The sequence below is a fragment of the Bradyrhizobium sp. CCBAU 53338 genome (assembly GCF_015291665.1).
GTDB lineage: Bacteria > Pseudomonadota > Alphaproteobacteria > Rhizobiales > Xanthobacteraceae > Bradyrhizobium.
Genome location: NZ_CP030048.1, coordinates 3,166,442 through 3,185,231 on the forward strand (window position 1 = coordinate 3,166,442; position 18,790 = coordinate 3,185,231).

An 18,790-nucleotide genomic window follows, 5' to 3' on the forward strand; every position below is an offset into this window, starting at 1 on the left:
GCAACGATTCTAGAGGAGGACGATAATGAAAATTGCTGTGCTCGGTGGAGGCAACGGCTCTTTTGCGGCAGCCGGTGATTTCTGTCTCTCAGGTCACGCGGTCCGGTTGTGGCGTCAGAAGTCGGAAGACGCGGAGGCTCATATGACGGCCGGTGGTCGCATCGGCGTGATCGACCAGATGGGGTCGCGCGAAGCGAAACCCGAGATGATCACCTCCGACATCGCTGCCGCGGTCGAAGGGGCTGATCTCATTGTGGCGCCGGTTCCGGCGTTCGCCCAGCAGGATATCGCGACCAAACTGGCGCCCCACCTTCGTGACGGGCAGGTGGTGTACCTGCCTCCCGGGACGTTTGGTTCGTACATCTTCGCGCGTGCAGCCAAGGACGTGGGAAATCGCTCGCGGGTGTCGTTCGCGGAGACAGGCACGCTTCCATGGCTCGCACGAAAGCAAGACCGTTACGTCGTGAGGATCTCGACGCGGGCCGTGAGATTGCCGACTGGAGTGTTTCCGGCAAAACGCTCTTTTGCAGCTCTAGCCCTGATCGACCAAGCCTTCCCGAATGCGATCGAGCCATCGGAGGATGCGCTATCGGCGGCTTTGATGAACGCCGGGCCGATTATTCATCCTCCGCTAATCATCATGAATGCAGGCCCAATCGAACATTTCGATCGCTGGGACATCCATAAGGAAGGCACTCAGCCCGCAATACGTCGCGTCACGGATCAGCTCGACAACGAACGAATTGCTGTGCGCGAAGCTTTGGGTTATGGCGCCCCGCATTTTCCGCTCGCAAATCACTATAAAGCGGACGGCGAGATCGGCATGTATCCACGCGATGCACATGACCAACTCACGGGTTCAAATGACTGGCGCGAGCATCTCGATCTTATGCGGCATCGGTACATGCTTGAAGACACCAGGCTGGGCCTTTCCTTCCTAAGCTCGGTGGCAAAATTGGCGGGGGTTCCGGTGCCCCTGGCAAACGCATTCCTGAACATTGGATCGGTCGTCGCCGGCCAGTCATTTGAGTCGACGGGGCGAACTCTGAATTCCCTTGGCTTGAACGAAATAGGCGTGCGCGATCTAAAGCGTGTGCTCGCGGAGGGCTTCGAGGTATGAGTGGGACGGTCTCGTGCGTGGGCGCAGGGCGAATGGGACGCGGTATCGCGACCGTGTTCGCCTATGCTGGCTATTCGGTTCGTGTCGTTGATTTTAAGGAACGGTCAAAAGTAGAGTTTGATCGGGTCGCGGCCGAGGTCAAGAACGAGATCAAAGCGATCCTCGAAATTCTCGTTCGCATCGGACTGATGCCCGGTGATACCGTTCCGATCGTCGAGCAGCGCGTCACGGTTCTTCCGGCCACTGAGGCCGCGATGGGAACCTCCGGAGTCGACCTCATCTTCGAATGTCTGCCAGAAATACTTGAGCTGAAGCGCCAGCAACTCGCTTTGATTTCGCGCTCCGCGGCCCCCCAGACGATCATTGCGTCAACAACCTCGACGATTATGGTTGATGACATTGCCGGCGCTATCGATCATCCGGATCGATTCTTGAACGTTCACTGGCTCAATCCGGCCTACCTTGTCCCGCTCGTCGAAATGTCGGCCGGAAGGAGAACGTCTGGGGCAACCGTTAGTTCGGTCCGGAAACTCCTCGAGGATATGGGTAAAGTGCCCGTCCTTTGTGCTTCGCGCCCCGGCTTTATTGTGCCGCGGATCCAGGGCCTCGCGATGAACGAGGCAGCCCGTATCGTAGAGGAAGGAGTCGCGAGCGCTGAGGATGTCGAAAAGGCCGTCAAATACGGTTTCGGCTTTCGTTTCGGTGTTCTCGGTTTGCTCGAGTTCATTGATTGGGGTGGCGGCGATATCCTGCACTTTGCGTCGAAATACCTTACCGAAGCGCTCGAGCATCCGCGCTATGCGTCTCCCGAAATCGTTTCGAGAAACGTTGCCGAGGGACGGATTGGCATGAAGACCAGGAAAGGATTTCTCGACTACGAGGGGGTCGACCTTGAAAGCTACCGCGAGCAGCGCTTGGGCGAGTTCGCTGGCGTGCTCAGGCGCATGAAGCTCGATCGTGGACCGGTCGTTTGATAATGCGAAGTGTTAGATGACGCGCGTCACCGAGTGCGGCTCGTGGCGAGCCACACCTTCAAATGGCGGCAGGGTATCGAAGTCAGCGCGCAACTCTTTGCGAACGTCCGACAGCATCGCTTCGCGCATGAGCTCGGCTGATGCGAAGACCGTCTTGTTGCGCTGCAGGGATCGAACGAGCGGGATCCGCAGTTCCGATGCCGCAATCGCGGGTGTGAATATTTCCAACTCTCGGAGACCGACTAATTTGCCCAGCAGCACCGGGTGACGACTGAGATATGCAGTGTGCCAAGCGACTTCGTCGCACGCAGGTCCCTCGTAGGTTACAAGATAGGCGACCTCTTGGTCAGGAACCGAGTCGGTTCGCGTGAGCACTGGGTAGCGTCTCTGAACCATGATTTCTTGGGACGGATGAAGGTCTTGCAAGTTGGGGAATAGGTCTGGCTCGAATAGAGCGGCCAAGCGCCCCGAGCGGCTGAGCGCGGCCTCAAGTGACCGCGTATCGGCGAAATTTATCTGGACCGCGAGTGATGATGCTTGGCTCTGGTCCAGATAGTGAGGGTCGACGGCCGTTATCGGACGCAGAATCACGGCACTTGCCACCGACCGGCAATCGCGGATAAGCGCGCCGAGCCCGCGGACATCGGCATCGGGCACGTCGATCCTGTTCGAGCCGGATGACCGCCACTCGCAAAACCATGTGATCACGTAAATGCGCTCCAGTCAGGTCTCTTGCGAGGGCGCCGACGTTCGGCCGGCGCAAATGACGGTCGTGGATCGGCGTTCCGCGCTTCCAATTGCGTATCACCTGATATATCAACTGCCTCAGAATGACAAGCATTGTTGAATAGGGCCCGTGCCTATGGTCGAACCAAAGCCGATCCGGATTTATTGGCAGAGCTTCATCGATCGGTCCGTAAATGAGGCCTATTTCAAGGGGCTTTCGGCTTATCTTGCGGGCATCGCCGCGCCGGGCGTCGAGGTCGAGGTTTTCGGCATGTCGCCGCCCGATTCCGATATCTCGCGTCTGAGCGAATTCCGCTGTTCCATCCTCGCCGTCGACAACGGAATCTGCGCCGAGGAGGAGGGATTTGATGCCGTCGTCATCGGCCATTTCCAGGATCCCGGGCTTTACGAGCTCCGCTCGGCGGTCCGAATCCCCGTGATCGGCGCGGGCGAGGCAACGCTATACGGTGCGCTTCAACTTGGTCGGCGGCTGGGTCTCATTACGTTAGATCCGGATTTCGAGGTGTGGCATCTCGAGCAGGCGGAGCGATACGGAATCAGCGACCGCATCGCGAAGGTCGTTGGACTTGGGTGTCGTCCAGAAGATTTTGGCGCGGCATTCGCGGGCGATGCAGAGGCGCGGGCTCGGATGATCGCCCAGTTTCGTCGTTGTGCGGATCCGCTTCTTGAAGCTGGCGCCGACGTCATTCTCCCCGCAGGCGTTTTGCCGGGGCTGCTGATCGCCGGAGAGCACAAATGCCGGATCGAACGCGCGCCAGTTCTGAATTGTGCCTCGGTCGCGCTGAAAACAGCTGAGATGTGGGCGCAGCTGCACCGGATCGACGGCGTGGAGGCTGGCCGAGGTCCGAGTTTTCGTCTGCCTAGTCAGCAGGCTCGTGATCAGTTTCGAGGATTATTGGAGGACGGGCGGGCTCGAAGACGATAGGGCGCCATGTATTTCCGTAGCCGGAGCTGTCTATCCGTTGGGCTTCAAGGCGCCGGCCTTGGGCTCGAAAACAATCTGAGGAATTTTCGATGAAGACACGAGCCGCCGTCGCTTTCGAAGCCAAAAAACCGCTTGAAATCGTCGAAGTCGATCTGGAAGGACCCAAGGCCGGCGAGGTCCTGGTCGAGATCAAGGCGACGGGCATCTGCCATACCGACGCCTACACGCTCGACGGTTTCGACAGCGAAGGAATCTTCCCGTCGATCCTCGGCCACGAGGGCGCCGGTATCATCCGCGAGATCGGCGCGGGCGTCACCTCGGTGAAGCCGGGCGATCACGTCATTCCGCTCTACACGCCGGAATGCCGGCAGTGCAAAAGCTGCCTGAGCCAGAAGACCAATCTCTGCACCGCGATCCGCGCGACGCAAGGAAAGGGCGTGATGCCCGACGGCACCAGCCGTTTCTCCTACAAGGGCAAGCCGATCTACCACTATATGGGCTGCTCGACCTTCTCCAACTTCACGGTGCTGCCTGAGATCGCGGTGGCGAAGATCCGCGAGGACGCCCCCTTCGACAAGAGCTGCTACATCGGGTGCGGCGTCACCACCGGCGTCGGCGCCGTCGTCAACACCGCGAAGGTCACGCCCGGCTCCAACGTCGTCGTATTCGGTCTCGGCGGTATTGGCCTGAACGTGATCCAGGGCGCCAAGATGGCCGGCGCCGACAAGATCATCGGTGTCGACATCAACGACTCCAAGGAGGAATGGGGGCGCCGGTTCGGCATGACCGACTTCGTCAATCCCAAGAAGCTCAGCGGCGACATCGTCCCGCATCTCGTCACCCTGACCGACGGCGGTGCGGACTACAGCTTCGACTGCACCGGCAACACCACGGTGATGCGCCAAGCGCTGGAGGCCTGCCATCGCGGCTGGGGCACCTCGATCATCATCGGCGTTGCCGAAGCCGGCAAGGAGATCGCCACCCGACCGTTCCAGCTCGTCACCGGGCGTAATTGGCGCGGCACCGCCTTCGGCGGCGCCCGCGGCCGCACCGACGTGCCGAAGATCGTCGACTGGTACATGAACGGAAAGATCCAGATCGATCCGATGATCACCCACACGCTCAAGCTCGAAGACATCAACAAGGGCTTCGATCTGATGCACGGGGGAAAATCGATTCGCTCAGTCGTCGTGTTCTAGCTCAAGCGTCACACAAAAGGAGGATCGGCCATGACTGTTGCACTCCACCCATCGATCGATAACGGGCTCAAACAAGGTACCGGGCACTTTGCCGGCGGCACGCTCGCCTGCAAATGCAGCGATCATCAGGTCAAGGTCGGCATCAAGGGCGACGTGGCGCACAACCACGCCTGCGGCTGCACCAAGTGCTGGAAGCCGCAGGACGCGACCTTCTCGGTCGTGGCCGTCGTCCCGCGCCAGAACCTCACCGTGCTCGAGAACGGCGACAAGCTCCAGATCGTCGATGCCTCCGCGGTAATCCAGCGGCACGCCTGCAAGGCCTGCGGCACCCACATGTTCGGCCGCATCGAGAACAAGAACCATCCGTTCTACGGTCTCGACTTCATCCACCCCGAGCTGTTCCAGGAGCAGGGCTCGCAGGGGCCGCAATTCGCCGCCTTCGTCTCCTCCGTGATCGAGTCGGGCGTGAAGCCCGAGCAGATGGCGGGCATCCGGTCGCGGTTGAAGGAGATCGGGCTTGAGCCCTATGACTGCCTCTCGCCGGCGCTGATGGATGGGATTGCGACCCACGTGGCGAAGGCCAAGGCCGCCTGAGCCTGCAGGCCAACTGATCCTAAAGGCCGTGCGGTAACCGAACGGAGAGTTTCGCCAAAACTCTCCGTTCGATTCGTGAGCAGTTAGGCTAGCCAAACCGGCCGGCCTCAGGCTAACCGACTGCTCCTGACGGGGCTGGCACCCGCAAAAAGACCTGGTTTGACGGCTTTTTTAGCAAGTTTAGGCGTTCGTGTTTTCCGTGGTGTTCTTCAGATATTTTACGTGGTATGGCTCAAGCCGAGATAATCGGTACCCACGTGCTGTCGATTGCAGGCACGTTTTGGCAACGAGAGGTCGAGCTAACCTTATGGCGACACGTATGAAGAAACCGGCTGCCACGCCGGAGGCCGCGAGCGCCAAGCCAGCGAAGGGCAGGGCTGTCGGCAAAAACGCCGAGCAGTCCCCCTCTCTCGTGACGCAGGCATATGAGGAAATCAAAGAACGCATCCTGATGCTGCATTTCCTGCCGGGGCAGTATCTCAACGAGGCCGCGATATGTTCAAATTTGAATCTTGGGCGTACGCCGGTTCATCTTGCTCTGCAGCGGCTTCAAATTGAGGGCCTCATTGAAATCCTTCCTCGAAAGGGGATCGTCGTGCAGCCGGATAGCTTTGCTGAGATCATCAAGATTCTCGACTCGAGGCTAACGGTAGAGCCTGAGTTGGCCCGTGGAGCCGCGTGCCGCGTTGGCGCTGGCGAAGTTGATTCCGCCGCGATCGAGAGATTGAAGCAGCTTGCGACGGCGACCGATCCAAAGCAGATCCCCCCCGACATTGCCGGCTTTACTGTCTACGACCGACGTTTTCATCAAGAGGTGGCGACGATTTCGGGCAACACTGTGATGAGTGATTTCGCGCGCAGGTTGCACGAGCGGTCGACGCGATTTTGGTATCTCAATCTTTGGCAAACGATCGATGTGAAAACCTCGAACCGACAACACGCCGCTATCGCCCAAGCGATCGCAAATGGCAATGAAGACGCGGCCGCCGACCACATGCGCGCACATATTCAGGCCGTCCGCGACCGGCTCGAGAAAATCCAACTGAGCTCGCCGAACGCACTACGGCGCCCCTCTGGCTTTTTCACGCCGGTACTTCCTCTCGCGTGATATATCTGTTGATGTTTTTTGGAAAGTACGATAGCTCCGCAGCGGACTTGGGTGAGGATGACGCGTTTGTGCGCCCCAAGCCGATGACGGAGTGCAAAAGTGCCCCAGGATTTTCCTCGTCAGAGGTTTGGCTTTGCGCCGATCAATAAGCGCTCGCGTCTAAATCTGCCCAATCAAGCGCGGATCGCGGTTTATCTGATCGTCAATATTGAGGTGTGGCCGTTCGACAAGCCCGTTCCTCGCCAGTATTTTGGCGCGCCGGGAGGCGCCGCCGTGGTGCCTGACGTACCAAACTGGTCGTGGCACGAATACGGCATGCGCGTTGGTTTTTGGAGGTTGATGGATAGCATCGCCGCGCGCGGGATCAAGGCATCTGCTGCTATCAACGGCGAAGTCATTAGCTCCGAATACGAGCCGGTGGCGCGTGCGGTGCGCGATGCCGGCTGGAATTTCATGGGACACGGCTACCATCAGCGGCCGGTTCATTTGTTGCAAGATCAAGCGGCCGATATCCGGCGCACCTTTGAGGTCATCCGAGACTATTCGGGAAAGCCGCCGCTCGGCTGGCTCGGACCTGGCTTACATGAGACGGCGGAGACCCTCGATCACCTGGCTGAGGCTGGTTTCAAATTTGTTGTGGATTGGCCGCTGGACGATCACCCCGTCCGGATGAATTCCAAGAACGGCGACATCTTCTCTATTCCGTATTCCGTCGAGATGGGCGATCTGCCGCTCATGGTTGCCCACCAGCATGAATCTCCAGCTTGGCTCACCCGCGTCATCGATCAGTTTGATCGCCTCTACCTTGAAGGCGAAACGCAGCCGCGCGTGATGTCGATGAGCGTTCATCCTTACATTATCGGAGCGCCCCACCGGCTGAAGTATTTCGAATTGGCCCTCGATTACATCTTGAAAAGAGACGGGGTCTGGTTTGCGACTCCCGAGGAAATCTACGAGTGGAGTGCGCGTATCATCTGATATATCACTTGACATTGTACTCGTAGCCGCTAGTGCTCTCTTTCATGAGAGTGGGGGCGCTCTCGGGATGGAGCTGTGGCCTTGACAGAAATGGTGTCGTCCGCTGCATATATCCTCGCGAATGAAAGAACGGTTCCCGCTCTGCTTGCCAAACAAGCTGCGCGCTATGAGGACCAAAAGCTCTTTGTCTGCGGTGGGGCCTCGTGGACATATCGGTCCTGCCGCGATACGGCCGCGTCTTATGCGGGGTGCCTTCTCCAAGCCGGCATCACAGCCGGAGATCGCGTCGCAATCTTTTGTGGCAACAAGCCGGAATTGCTGGCTGTCTTTCTGGGGTGCGGCTGGATTGGAGCTGTCAGCGTCCCGATCAATACGGCTGCGCGTGGGCATCAACTTCAGCACATGCTCAGCACATCGGGTGCCAAGCTTATCATGATCGAAGCCGAGCATTTGCATGTGCTCGAAGCAATTGATTTCGCACGATTGCCGCTTGCCTCGGCCTGGATTTTAGGCGAGGGGGCATCCGAGGCGGCGAAGAGTCTTCCGGTCAAAACGAGCCGGCTGCCTGATCCTGGGCCGGCCGCAACACCTGCGGCTATCAAGCCTTCCGATCCTCTGACGATCCTCTTTACATCCGGAACGACGGGGCCATCCAAAGGGGTGGTGTGTCCCCACGGGCAATTTTTCTGGTGGGGCATCTACACTGGAAAAGCGCTGGGGCTCGTGGAGCGCGATGTTCTCCATACCACTTTGCCCCTGTTTCACACGAACGCCTTGAACTGCTTCTTCCAGGCTTTGCTGCACGGAGCAACCCAAGTCGTTGATGCGCGCTTCTCCGTCTCAAATTTCTATGAAGCCTTGCGGCAGTCTGGCGCCACGGTAACGTATGTCCTTGGAGCGATGGTGCCGATGTTGCTATCGCGCCCGGAGGAGCCAAGCGAGCGGCAGCACACGGTGCGCTGTGCTCTCGCGCCGGGCGTGCCGGAGCAGGCAAACCGAGACTTCGAGCGCCGTACGGGGATTGCTCTCCTGGATGGGTTCGGGTCGACAGAGAGCAACGCCGTGATCTGTTCGACGATGCAGCATCGCAAGCCCGGCTATGTTGGCCAGGTGATGGATGGATTTGAAGCTCTCATTGTCGACGAGGACGACAACCCCGTCCAAGATGGTCAGCCGGGTGAGCTGCTCCTGAGGGCACGCGAGCCCTTCGCTATGGCGCTCGGCTATTTCGGCATGCCCGACAAAACCGTCGAGGCGTGGCGAAATTTGTGGCTGCACACTGGCGACCGGCTTGTGCGAACCCCTGACGGCTATTTTCGTTTCATCGATCGGTTGAAGGATACGATACGCCGCCGCGGCGAGAACATTTCGTCTTTCGAGGTCGAACAGGTTCTACTCTCTCATCCCGATGTTGCGCTAGCAGCGGTCTTTCCAGTCTCGTCCGATTTGGCAGAGGATGAAGTGATGACCGTTCTCCTCCTGAAAGATGGCGCGACGCTTCGTCAAGAAGACGTTGTTCGCTTCTGTGAGGGCAAGCTTTCCTATTTTGCGATACCGCGCTTCGTCGAATTCGTAACAGATATGCCACGAACTGAGAGCGGTAAGGTACAAAAGTTCAAGCTTCGTGCCCGTGGCAAGACTGACGCGACCTGGGATCGGGAAGCAGCTGGCGTGACGGTGAAGCGGTAGATTATTAGGTACGCCGGTTGTCAGCCTGGAGGCGTTGACGGCCGACCTCAAGGACGCAGGAATCGCCGCTATTCCATCTTGATCCTTGCCCCCTCGATCACGGCGCGCCACATAGCAGTATCAGCCTCGATCTTTTCGGCAAGATCCGCCGCGCCTTGCCCCAGCGGCTCGACGCCGGCGGAGGTGAGCTGAGCTTTGACCTCGGGGTCGGTCAGGACAGCGTGAAGTGTTTCCTCAAGCTGCGTACGGATTTCCTTCGCAGTGCTGCGGGCAACCAGCACAGCGAACCAAGCGCTGGTGTCGAACTTAGACAGCCCTGCTTCGGCGAGCGTAGGGACGTTGGGAAGAAGCGAACTGCGAGTTCCGGTTGTCACGGCGAGTGCTCGCAATGTGCCGGCTTGTATTTGAGGCAGTACCGTCGGCAAATTGTCAAACATGAGTTGAACCTGCCCCCCAAGGAGATCGGTAACTGCGGGCGCACTTCCTTTATAAGGGACATGCAGGAGCCGGATGCCAGTTTGCATCGCAAATAACTCGCCATTGAGGTGCCCGTTCGAGCCTATTCCCTGTGACGCGTAGGCGAGCTTCCCGGGATTTGCTTTCGCGAAGACGATCAACTCAGCGACCGTTTTTGCGGGGACGGAAGGATTTACCACAAGCACGTTGGGGACCTGACCCGTGCGCGTGATAGGCGCTAGATCCCGCTGAACATCGTAGTTCAGGTTTCCAAAAATCGACGGATTCGATGTCAACGCGCTCGATGCGACAGCCAGCCAGGTGTGCCCGTCAGGGGCTGTACGCGCGACCGTCTGGACGCCGATGGCGCCATTCGCTCCCGGACGATTCTCGACGAGGATTGGCTGGGACCAGCGCTCGCGGAGCTTCTGTGCAATCGTTCGCGCGATGATATCGCTGGTTCCGCCTGCCTGATAGGGGGAGATAATCGTGACGGGACGGCTTGGAAACGATTGAGCCCACGCCAAGCTATTTGTGAGCGTCAGCACAACGGCCAGCAATATCCGCTTCAACATCGATTCAACCTCTCGTCTACAGCCATCGATTACCAAGAACCCGCGCCTAAGCGACGTGGCTTGTTGGTGCGTTTTTCTAAAACTCATTCTCATCCACAATCATGCCTCATCGATCGCAACCCTCGCATGCGGGTCCGGTCTCCTATCGAGCTGGGCGGCAGGCCACCGGTTGTGCCGAGCCTCTGCCCACAAAACCACGTGCGGCATCAATTGACAAAGACGATATTTCAGATATTTCAGGTGGTGTGCAAGCTGAAGTTACACTAAATGAGGATTCTTGGGCTGTTGCGCAATCGCGAATGTGGGTGTCGTCCGCCGCAAGGGGTGCATCAAGCTCATCCGCGGCCGTCGGAGAGGCTATGCCATTCGGAATAGTGGAAACCAGCGATATGATCTCTCGTGAAGCCGAGCAGGGTTTGTTGGAGTGGGGGCGTTTCCTCGCCGCGGGCGCTCAGGCTGCGTGCCCTGCGCTTCGCCGCGGCTGCGCGGGACTAAACAGAACTTGGTTCGCGCGAGCCGCCGACACGCCGCGCGGTGCGGACGAAGATGTCTATTCACGTCGAGATGAATCGGGAGAATGATTACGTGACTACGCAACCCAACATGCCTGCTAACATGCCGAAGCTCGACGAAGTGCTGATCAAGAGCAACGAGCAAGACTGGCGTCCAAAGTCCTTGAAGGGCGTGTACGAGAAGGTGCTTTGGCGTGATGACGAGACCGGAGCGTCGATCTGCTTGATCAAGTTCGACAAGGGCACGAGTATCCCGGAACCCCACATGCATGCCTCCAACCAGTTTATGTTCGTGCTGGAGGGGCACTACGAGTACAAGCATAATGGGCTCGTGTTGCGGCCGGGTTCATTCTATTGGAATCCCAAGGGCAATGTGCATGGCCCGACGATCGCGCACGAAGACACGGTCGTTGTCGAAATCTATGATGGTCCGCATTACCCGCAGCGCCCGAGTTGGTATGACAACGATCAGGATGCTCGCTGATGGCCGTCTCGAACCCGAAGCAAGTAATCGAGGTTGGGGCTGCGCGTCTGGCGCGCGACGTTGCGTCGATCTTTGTGGCTGCGGGAATTCGTCATGAGGATGCGGGCATCGTCGCGGAGGACATCGTGGCGGCCGATCTCGAGGGGGTGCCGTCGCACGGCGTCATGCTTGTCCCGATGTATCTGGACCGCGTTCTGCGCGGTTCGATCTCGAAAGCATCGGGCGGTGATGTGGCCGTTGATCGTGGCGGTGCCGTTGTTCTCGATGCAAAGAACGCGTTCGGACAGTTGACTGCACGGCAGGCCGTGGAACTCGTGTCCAAGCGCGCGCAAGACGTGGGTCTTGCAGCAGTCGCGGTCCGAAATGCGTTTCACTTCGGAACGGCGGGACGTTATGCCCGCATGCTCGCGGATCGAGGCTGCATCGGCATCGTGATGTCGAACACGCGTCCGCTCATGCCCGCGCCCGGCGGTGCCGAGGCTCTTGTTGGCAACAATCCGCTCGCTATCGCCATTCCATCCGGCGGTGACCATCACGCGGAAGTCGATCTTGCCATGAGCGCTACCGCGATGGGCAAAATTCGGCTGGCTGCGGCATCGAGATCCTCGATCCCGGAAGGGTGGGCCGCCGATGCGCAGGGTCGTGCGACAACCGATCCCGCGAAAGCTATTAAGGGCATGCTGCTGCCGGCGGCGGGTCCGAAAGGGTTCGGTCTCGCCTTCATGATCGATATGCTGAGCGGAGGGCTTTCCGGGGGTGCCGTTGGTGCCGAGGTGCGTCCGCTCTACGGCGACCCTGCCGACCCGTACAATTGCAGTCAGTTCTTCATTGCGCTCAACGTTTCGCACTTCGCCGAGGACGGGTCATTTAAGGCTCGCGTAGCTGGCCAGCTCGAGCGAATCTCGTCGTCCAAGCGTGCACCCAATGTCGACCGCATCTATGCACCAGGCGAGCTCGTGGACGCGACCGCGAAGAAGAGTGCGGGTGTCTGTCACCTTGCCCCCGAGACCGCGCGAAGTCTGAAGGAAGCAGCCGCCAAGGTTGGCATCAATCTTGACGCTCCATACGTAGCTTAAGAAGGATCGTTCCATGAAGAAGCAAGTTACCACTGAAAAGCTGCGCCAGCCCAATGGCCACTTCTCCCAGGCTACGACAATTGAGGCGCGCGGAAAGCTGGTCTTCGTTTCCGGCATGACCGCCCGCAAGCCTGACGGCTCTATCGCCGGCGTCGGTGATGTCTCTGCGCAGACCCGGCAGGTCTGCGAAAATATCAAGGCTGCGGTCGAAGCCGCCGGCGGCACGCTCGACGACGTGGTGCGAGTCGATGTCTATGTGCGGAATATGGAGCATTTCGATGCCATCCACGCCGTTCGCCGGGAGTATTTCAAGCCGCCGCTGCCGGCCTCGACCATGGTTGAGATCTGCAAGATGACCCATCCGGATTATCTGATTGAGATCAATGCCATCGCCGTGCTGCCCAACGCCTGACGGAAGTAACTAGGATGCGGTTTGCTAGTCTAAATTTCGCCGGCAAGGAGCGCGTCGGCATCGTCGAAAATGACGAAGTCCTCCTGCTGCCAGAAGGGTTGGCTGACGTCGCCGACTTTATTGCACTCGGTGGCGACGGTCGCGATCTGGTCGCTAAACTGCGTCGGGGCGACACGGCGCCGCGCGTTGCTCTTGCGCAGGCGGTGTTGCTGGCCCCTGTTCGACGCTTTCGACGGGACATCATGTGTACGGGGTGGAACTATTGGGACCACTTTGAGGAGGGACGTGGCAAGCGGGAAGGCCAAGAGGTCGATCGTCCCAAGGCGCCGACGTTTTTCAGCAAGGGACCTGGTACCGTAATCGGTCCAACCGATGACATCGCCTTCGACGCGCGGATCTCGGCCAAGTGGGACTATGAAGCGGAATTGGCCCTTGTCATCGGCAGGGCAGGGCGCAGCATTCCCGCTTCACAGGCGCTGGATCATGTCTTCGGTTACTTCCTGGCCAACGACGTGTCGCAGCGCGATCTGCAGCGACGTCATGGCGGTCAGTGGTTGAAGGGCAAAAGCATCGACGATACGATGCCGATGGGGCCTACTGTCGTCACCGAAGACGAACTCGAAGTCCCAGAGATCCGGCTCGAGTGCCTTCTCAACGGTCAGGTGATGCAGAGCGCACTCGTGAAGCAGATGGCCTTCTCCATCCCGGAACTCATCGCCGAGCTCTCGTTCGGGATGACTCTCATGCCCGGGGATGTGATTATCACCGGGACGCCAGCCGGTGTCGGCAATGCGCGCGAGCCGCAGATATTCATGAAAGCTGGCGATCACGTGCTCGTCCGCGGTACAGGGCTGGGCGAGCTTAGCAACCGACTGGTCTCGCGCGATCTCTATGGTGCCAGCGACGTGCCGGCAATGAGTGCATCCTGATGAAAGCGTCGTTCCAAGCCCAAGACGATGTCATCGTTATAACCGGTGGCGCAAACGGAATTGGCCGCGAGCTTGCGCTCGCAGCCACCGAGGCAGGCGCCCGGGTCGTGGTGTGTGACGTTGACGAAGTCGCCATGCAGTCCTTGACCAAGGCGAACAGCAAAGTCTCAGCGCGCCGGCTCGATGTCGGCGATCGTGCTGCCGTGATGACCGCTTTTGCAGATATTGAAAACGAGTTCGGCCATATCGATGGTCTCGTCTGCGGCGCGGCCATTCAGCCGAGGGCTGAAGTTCGCACGATGGACCCAGCCGATTGGAGGAGGGTGATCGCCATCAATCTTGACGGGGTGGTCTGGTGCTATCAGGCCGTCATCCCGGGCATGACTGCGCGACGGAAAGGGAGCATCATCGCGTTTTCATCCGGCCTTGCGCATCAGGGATGGCCGGAGGCGTCGGCCTACGCCGCGACAAAGGGCGCTCTGATCGCCTTTGTCAAAAGCGCCGCAAAAGAGGTGGCCCAGCACCGCGTGCGTTTCAATCTCATTGCTCCCGGTGTCATCGATACACCCCAGTACCGTGCCGCAAACGCCGGAGGCGACGACGCGCGCTGGCGCGCCTCGATCGGCGTCGGATCGCCGGCAGACGTCGTTGGCCCGTTGATGTTCTTGCTCTCGGACGCTGCGACGATGACAGCATCCCTTCTGAGCCGAGACTTTGCTTATTCAGCGTGTGATGCATGACCGAGCCGGGCGCAACGAAGCCAATACTCATCGTCGGCGCGGGTCCGGTCGGGTTGACGACGGCGCTTGGCCTTCACTTCTACGGTCTTCCGTTTCAGCTTTTTGAGGAAGATGACACCCTCTCGCTCGATACGAAGGCTGGCACGATTCTTACGCGGACGATCGAAGCCTTTCGGCGCTATGGCGCAGCCGATGCCGTCCTCGAGAAAGCTCTGCGCCTGGACGAGATCGGCGGGCTCGACCGAGCAACAAATACGCCCACACTGTCGGTGCGCACTGAGGTACTAGCGGAAGATACGAGATATCCTTTCGTCATCAATCTTCCGCAGCATCACCTCGAGCCGATATTGCACGCGACCGTGGACCGTGTAAGTCCGGGCGCCACGCTATTGTCTCATCGGCTCAAATCCTTCCATCAAACCGACGACGGTGTTGTCGCCACGTTCGAGACTCCCGAGGGCGATCGCGAGATCGAAGGATCGTACTTGCTGGCCTGTGACGGCGGGCGCAGCACGGTTCGCACGGCGCTCGATATTCCTGTCGAGGGCGTTTCGCATGACGTGCGCTATATGCTGGTCGATCTCAAGGTTGATCTCGACCTCGCCAATCCGCGCGATTATCCCTATCTTGCCTACTTCTCCGATCCGGAAGAGTGGATGATCTTGGTGCGCCAGCCGCATTGTTGGCGCTTCCTGTTCCCGCTCGCGCCGGGGATAGAGCCTCCGAGCAATGACGCATTCGGCGAGAAGGTCCGCCGCTTCATTGGAGATGTCGACAAGCTCGAGGTTATCAATACGGTCGTGTACCGTGTGCATCATCGCATCGCGACCGAGTGGCGGCGGGGAAATATCTTCCTGATGGGCGATGCGGCCCACCTGATCACGCCGATGTGGGCGTTGGGCATGAATACTGGTATTCTCGATGCCATCAGTCTGCCGTGGCGCCTGGCTTGGGTCATGCGCGGCTGGGCCGACACCTCACTTCTCGACGGATATGCCCGCGAGCAAATGCCGCTTGCGGCGAACGGTTCGGGCGAGATGGCAGAGCAGGCCCGCAAGTATATGGGCGGCCAAGGCGACGTTGCGGACCTGATGTCAGGTAGCGCCTGGGGGCTTGCTGCCACCCGGACAATGCTCGGCGTCCGCCTCGGTGTTGATGAAAGTGCGCACTGGTCCATGGTCAAGATGGACAAGGGGCCGCCCTTGGTTGGCGATAGAATGCCGGATTTTGAAGTGCAGGCGCCCGATGGTCGACCTCATCGCCTTCATGATCTCATCGACAATACCTTCGTCGCCCTCTATTTCACGGACGCGCGACGGCGACCGGATATTCCAGCCGACAGGCCCGGTCTCAAGCATTACATCGTTTCTCGCTGGGACGCTCCGTTGGATTCCGGCCTCCGCCAGCGAGCTCTGCTGGACGTCGGCGAAAGGCTGCTCAAGCGCATGGGATGTCCACGTGACACGCTGGTGCTGATCCGTCCGGACGATCATATCGCCGCGATCTTGCCGATGGCTGAGGGCAACGCCGACGAGGTCTATCGGCGGATCGTCGGCAAATAGGGTGGGGCCGTTGGAAACAATCGCGCTCGATATTCATACGCATCTGATCCCGGTCCAAGACGCTGCCGTCGTTGCGAGCGAAGGCGTGTGGTGGGACGCAGGGTCATCCAGCCTTACGATCGACGGCCATGCCGTGGGTGTTAAGCGACTGTTTTCTCCTTCAGCCTTGCTTGAGTGGCTAAGCTCGAACAGGATCGGCGCCGCTTATGTATCGGCGCCCCCGCCACTCTATCGTCAACATTTAGCCGAAGAGGCCTCGGCGCAATGGTTTGCTCGCGTCCACGACGGTCTCGTCGCGCAAACCCAGGTTGATCCAAGCCGGCTGACGGCACTCCCTCATCTCCCGATTGAACATCCGGATCTTGCGGTCCAGATTGCAGGCGATGCCGTCAGACGGGGTATCACGCGTTTCAGTGCACCGTCCGGTGCCCCGGGCCGGATGCTCTCCGAGAAGGCCTATGAGTCGCTCTGGCGCGTGCTCAACGACGGCAAGGCCTTTGTCCTTATACATCCAGGCGAAGCTACGGACGAACGCCTCGCGCCATTTTATCTAGGGAACTTGTTGGGCAACCCCTACGAGACGACGGTCGCGATCGCGCATCTTGTGTTCGGCGGAATCGTCGCCCGCTTTCCCGATATTACATTTTGTTTCGCGCATGCAGGCGGGGCTGCGGCGATGCTTGCGGGACGGTTTCAGAAGGGATTTGAAACCGATCGGCCAGGAGTTGATCGGTCGCTGCCCGCGCCCCGATCGCTGTTGAAGCGGCTTGCTGTCGATTGCATTGCGCACGATCGCGAGGCTTTTCGTCTTACCCAAAGCATCTTTGGCGCGTCACGCATCGTGTTCGGTTCTGATTGGCCATTTCCCATGGGCCTGCTTGATCCTCACGCGCAATTGTCCGAGCTTTCCCCAGATGATCGGGCAGCAATTTTTCAGGGTAACAATGCGGCCGTCGTTGGTTGAAAATACGGAGTAAATCATGAGCGATGATGTTGGCTACGATCCGACCAAGCCGCTGGGAAACATCGGAGATGAGATCGTTTTCGAGAATGAGCATGTTCGCGTCTGGGGGCTGAGCTTGGATCCAGGCGAGCGCCAGCCGTGGCACCGCCATGATCTTCCCTATATCGTCGTACCGCTAACCGATGGCGACAACGAGATGATCTTCTCCGATGGCCGGCGCAAGCCGACAAAGGAGACCCCCGGCACGGCACTGTGGCGCGAGCCCGGCATCCCCCACGAATTGATCAATCGTAGCGGTTGGCGCTACCGGAACATTCTCGTCGAACTGAAACTGCCAGGCTTCTCGAAAAGCTGACGCTATATCGGATCGTTCTTTGTGGCAGCCTGAACCCCGTCGCAGGGGCCGAGGGGCGGCGGCATCCTGTCGCTCCATTGCCGCCGCGACGCCAAGCGAAGTGATGCGATTGTATTCGGTCGAGCTCTAGTATTCGCGGCAACTGTCGAGCGAAGACTTAACCCCGTGTTTCAAAAAGGGGGGGCGTCCTTGCCGTAAACGGTTCTTGCTGCATCAGTCCGTCCATGCCTGAACAGAACAGCTCCTTCCGCTTGTTCGGCATCGTCCCGGACAATTAGTCACAGCCACTCGTGCAAGCACAGAGCTACAAAACGCCAAAAAACGCTTCGGCTTTATGCATATCACGAGAAATATCAGTTGCGATGCACGCCCCCTTTGATAACTTTAGCGCGTAAGACCGAGCTCATCATTCGCACTTTGGCAGGGATCTCATGACCATACATTCCCTCAGCGCCGTCGTATCAGGAGCCTTGCGAAAGGGGCTCGCCGCGATCGTGACTTGCTCCGCCATGGCAATAAACGTGCCTGTGGCAAGCGCCGATCCAATCACGGTGAGTGTTGGCATAGATCCCGCTTTTTCTCCGGTCTATGTCGCTCAGCAGCGCGGCCTCTTTGCTAAGGCGGGCCTTGACGTAAAGCTCTTGCGCGTCGCCCAGGGCGGTGAGGCGATGGATGCAATCATCGCCGGACAGGCCCAGCTTGGCGTGGCGGCGGATCAGACCGTCATCCTGCGTCTCGGGCGGGCTGATCTGCGACCGTTGGCTATTCTGCACGACTCCGAGGACTACCTGCGCGCCGTGGCGCGACCGGGAGTGGATGAGCCTGCGCAAGTCAAAAAGATGGGCATCGTCAAAGGGACTGTCAGCGAATACTGCGCGTCGATGTTTGCCGAGAAATATGGTCTCGGCTCGAACATCACCTATGTGAATGCCAGCGGTCCTGAATTCGTCGCTCTGCTTTTGCGCGGCGACATCGATGCGTTCTTTTCGTGGCCTCCGTTTCCGTCCATGGCCCTCAAGCAAGGGGCAAAGGATTTGGCAACCAATGGAAAGGTTGGCTATCTGAGCACAATGTGGGTGACGGCGTCGCCCAGCTGGGTGGCATCGCACGAAACGGAGGCGCACAAGTTCCTCGCCGTTCTTGCTGAGGCAAATCGGCAGATGACGGCCGATCTGCCGGCAGCGGCAGCCGATTTCCAGAAGCAAACCAAGCTTTCCGCCGCGGACACGCTCCCGCTTTTTGGCCTGCTGCGCCTCAAGCTGCGCGATTTCGCAGATGACGATCTCAAGAGCTTCGACAAGATGGCGGAGTTCCAGTTCAGTCGTAAGGCGACGCCCTCAAAGGTTGACGTTAAGAGCTTTCTGGCTCGTGGCTTCGTGAGGGAGCCCTAG

Annotated in this window: 19 protein-coding genes; 17 read left to right on the forward strand and 2 right to left on the reverse strand. The window is 59.2% G+C overall.

Annotated features, from left to right (window positions below; genetic code table 11):
• The first annotated feature begins 25 nt into the window (after positions 1-25).
• Positions 26-1,120: an NAD/NADP-dependent octopine/nopaline dehydrogenase family protein gene (locus tag XH90_RS14745; protein WP_194482153.1), complete on the forward strand. Its 1,095-nt coding sequence runs from the start codon at positions 26-28 to the stop codon at positions 1,118-1,120.
• A complete protein-coding gene (locus XH90_RS14750) occupies positions 1,117-2,094 on the forward strand; it encodes a 3-hydroxybutyryl-CoA dehydrogenase (protein WP_194482154.1) in 978 nt (325 codons plus the stop codon). Before XH90_RS14745 ends, XH90_RS14750 begins: the two co-directional genes overlap by 4 nt.
• Positions 2,095-2,106: 12 nt before the next feature.
• Here XH90_RS14750 and XH90_RS14755 read toward each other — a convergent pair whose 3' ends face one another.
• The gene (locus XH90_RS14755) at positions 2,107-2,802 is read right to left on the reverse strand and encodes a hypothetical protein (protein WP_194482155.1); all 696 of its coding nucleotides are present in this window, start codon (positions 2,800-2,802) and stop codon (positions 2,107-2,109) included.
• 154 nt (positions 2,803-2,956) lie between these two features.
• Between XH90_RS14755 and XH90_RS14760 the strand changes: the two genes are divergently transcribed.
• The 6 genes from XH90_RS14760 to XH90_RS14785 all read left to right on the forward strand — a co-directional run bounded on the left by XH90_RS14760 (position 2,957) and on the right by XH90_RS14785 (position 9,334).
• Positions 2,957-3,766: an aspartate/glutamate racemase family protein gene (locus XH90_RS14760; RefSeq protein ID WP_246755819.1), complete on the forward strand. Its 810-nt coding sequence runs from the start codon at positions 2,957-2,959 to the stop codon at positions 3,764-3,766.
• 89 nt (positions 3,767-3,855) lie between these two features.
• On the forward strand, positions 3,856-4,965 hold the full coding sequence (locus tag XH90_RS14765; RefSeq protein ID WP_194482156.1) for an S-(hydroxymethyl)glutathione dehydrogenase/class III alcohol dehydrogenase: 1,110 nt from the start codon (positions 3,856-3,858) through the stop codon (positions 4,963-4,965).
• A 30-nt stretch (positions 4,966-4,995) separates the two neighbouring features.
• On the forward strand, positions 4,996-5,559 hold the full coding sequence (gene gfa / locus XH90_RS14770; protein ID WP_194482157.1) for an S-(hydroxymethyl)glutathione synthase: 564 nt from the start codon (positions 4,996-4,998) through the stop codon (positions 5,557-5,559).
• Positions 5,560-5,878: 319 nt separating this feature from the next.
• Complete coding sequence (locus XH90_RS14775; protein ID WP_194482158.1) at positions 5,879-6,667, forward strand: GntR family transcriptional regulator; 789 nt, start codon at positions 5,879-5,881, stop codon at positions 6,665-6,667.
• A 99-nt stretch (positions 6,668-6,766) separates the two neighbouring features.
• The gene (locus XH90_RS14780; RefSeq protein WP_194482159.1) at positions 6,767-7,645 is read left to right on the forward strand and encodes a polysaccharide deacetylase family protein; all 879 of its coding nucleotides are present in this window, start codon (positions 6,767-6,769) and stop codon (positions 7,643-7,645) included.
• A 90-nt stretch (positions 7,646-7,735) separates the two neighbouring features.
• On the forward strand, positions 7,736-9,334 hold the full coding sequence (locus XH90_RS14785) for an ATP-dependent acyl-CoA ligase (protein ID WP_194482694.1): 1,599 nt from the start codon (positions 7,736-7,738) through the stop codon (positions 9,332-9,334).
• Between the two features lie 68 nt (positions 9,335-9,402).
• Here the strand turns inward: XH90_RS14785 and XH90_RS14790 are convergent, their stop codons facing one another.
• A complete protein-coding gene (locus tag XH90_RS14790; protein WP_194482160.1) occupies positions 9,403-10,365 on the reverse strand; it encodes a tripartite tricarboxylate transporter substrate binding protein in 963 nt (320 codons plus the stop codon).
• Positions 10,366-10,950: 585 nt separating this feature from the next.
• Here XH90_RS14790 and XH90_RS14795 point away from each other — a divergent pair.
• The 9 genes from XH90_RS14795 to XH90_RS14835 all read left to right on the forward strand — a co-directional run bounded on the left by XH90_RS14795 (position 10,951) and on the right by XH90_RS14835 (position 18,790).
• Complete coding sequence (locus XH90_RS14795) at positions 10,951-11,361, forward strand: cupin domain-containing protein (protein ID WP_246755821.1); 411 nt, start codon at positions 10,951-10,953, stop codon at positions 11,359-11,361.
• A complete protein-coding gene (locus tag XH90_RS14800) occupies positions 11,361-12,437 on the forward strand; it encodes an Ldh family oxidoreductase (RefSeq protein WP_194482161.1) in 1,077 nt (358 codons plus the stop codon). Before XH90_RS14795 ends, XH90_RS14800 begins: the two co-directional genes overlap by 1 nt.
• Positions 12,438-12,450: 13 nt before the next feature.
• A complete protein-coding gene (locus tag XH90_RS14805) occupies positions 12,451-12,849 on the forward strand; it encodes a RidA family protein (RefSeq protein ID WP_194482162.1) in 399 nt (132 codons plus the stop codon).
• A 14-nt stretch (positions 12,850-12,863) separates the two neighbouring features.
• Entirely contained in the window at positions 12,864-13,778 is a 915-nt protein-coding gene (locus XH90_RS14810) for a fumarylacetoacetate hydrolase family protein (RefSeq protein ID WP_194482163.1), read from the forward strand.
• Positions 13,778-14,518: an SDR family NAD(P)-dependent oxidoreductase gene (locus tag XH90_RS14815; protein ID WP_194482164.1), complete on the forward strand. Its 741-nt coding sequence runs from the start codon at positions 13,778-13,780 to the stop codon at positions 14,516-14,518. The genes XH90_RS14810 and XH90_RS14815 overlap by 1 nt, the downstream gene beginning before the upstream one ends.
• Positions 14,515-16,080, forward strand: a complete 1,566-nt coding sequence (locus XH90_RS14820) for an FAD-dependent monooxygenase (RefSeq protein ID WP_194482165.1) — start codon at positions 14,515-14,517, stop codon at positions 16,078-16,080. The genes XH90_RS14815 and XH90_RS14820 overlap by 4 nt, the downstream gene beginning before the upstream one ends.
• 10 nt (positions 16,081-16,090) lie before the next feature.
• The gene (locus XH90_RS14825) at positions 16,091-17,044 is read left to right on the forward strand and encodes an amidohydrolase family protein (RefSeq protein WP_194482166.1); all 954 of its coding nucleotides are present in this window, start codon (positions 16,091-16,093) and stop codon (positions 17,042-17,044) included.
• A gap of 16 nt (positions 17,045-17,060) precedes the next feature.
• Positions 17,061-17,399, forward strand: coding sequence for an AraC family ligand binding domain-containing protein (locus XH90_RS14830; RefSeq protein ID WP_194482167.1), 339 nt, complete (start codon positions 17,061-17,063; stop codon positions 17,397-17,399).
• Between the two features lie 431 nt (positions 17,400-17,830).
• Positions 17,831-18,790 carry an ABC transporter substrate-binding protein gene (locus XH90_RS14835; protein ID WP_194482168.1) on the forward strand — a complete coding sequence of 320 codons (960 nt, stop codon included), beginning with the start codon at positions 17,831-17,833 and terminating at the stop codon, positions 18,788-18,790.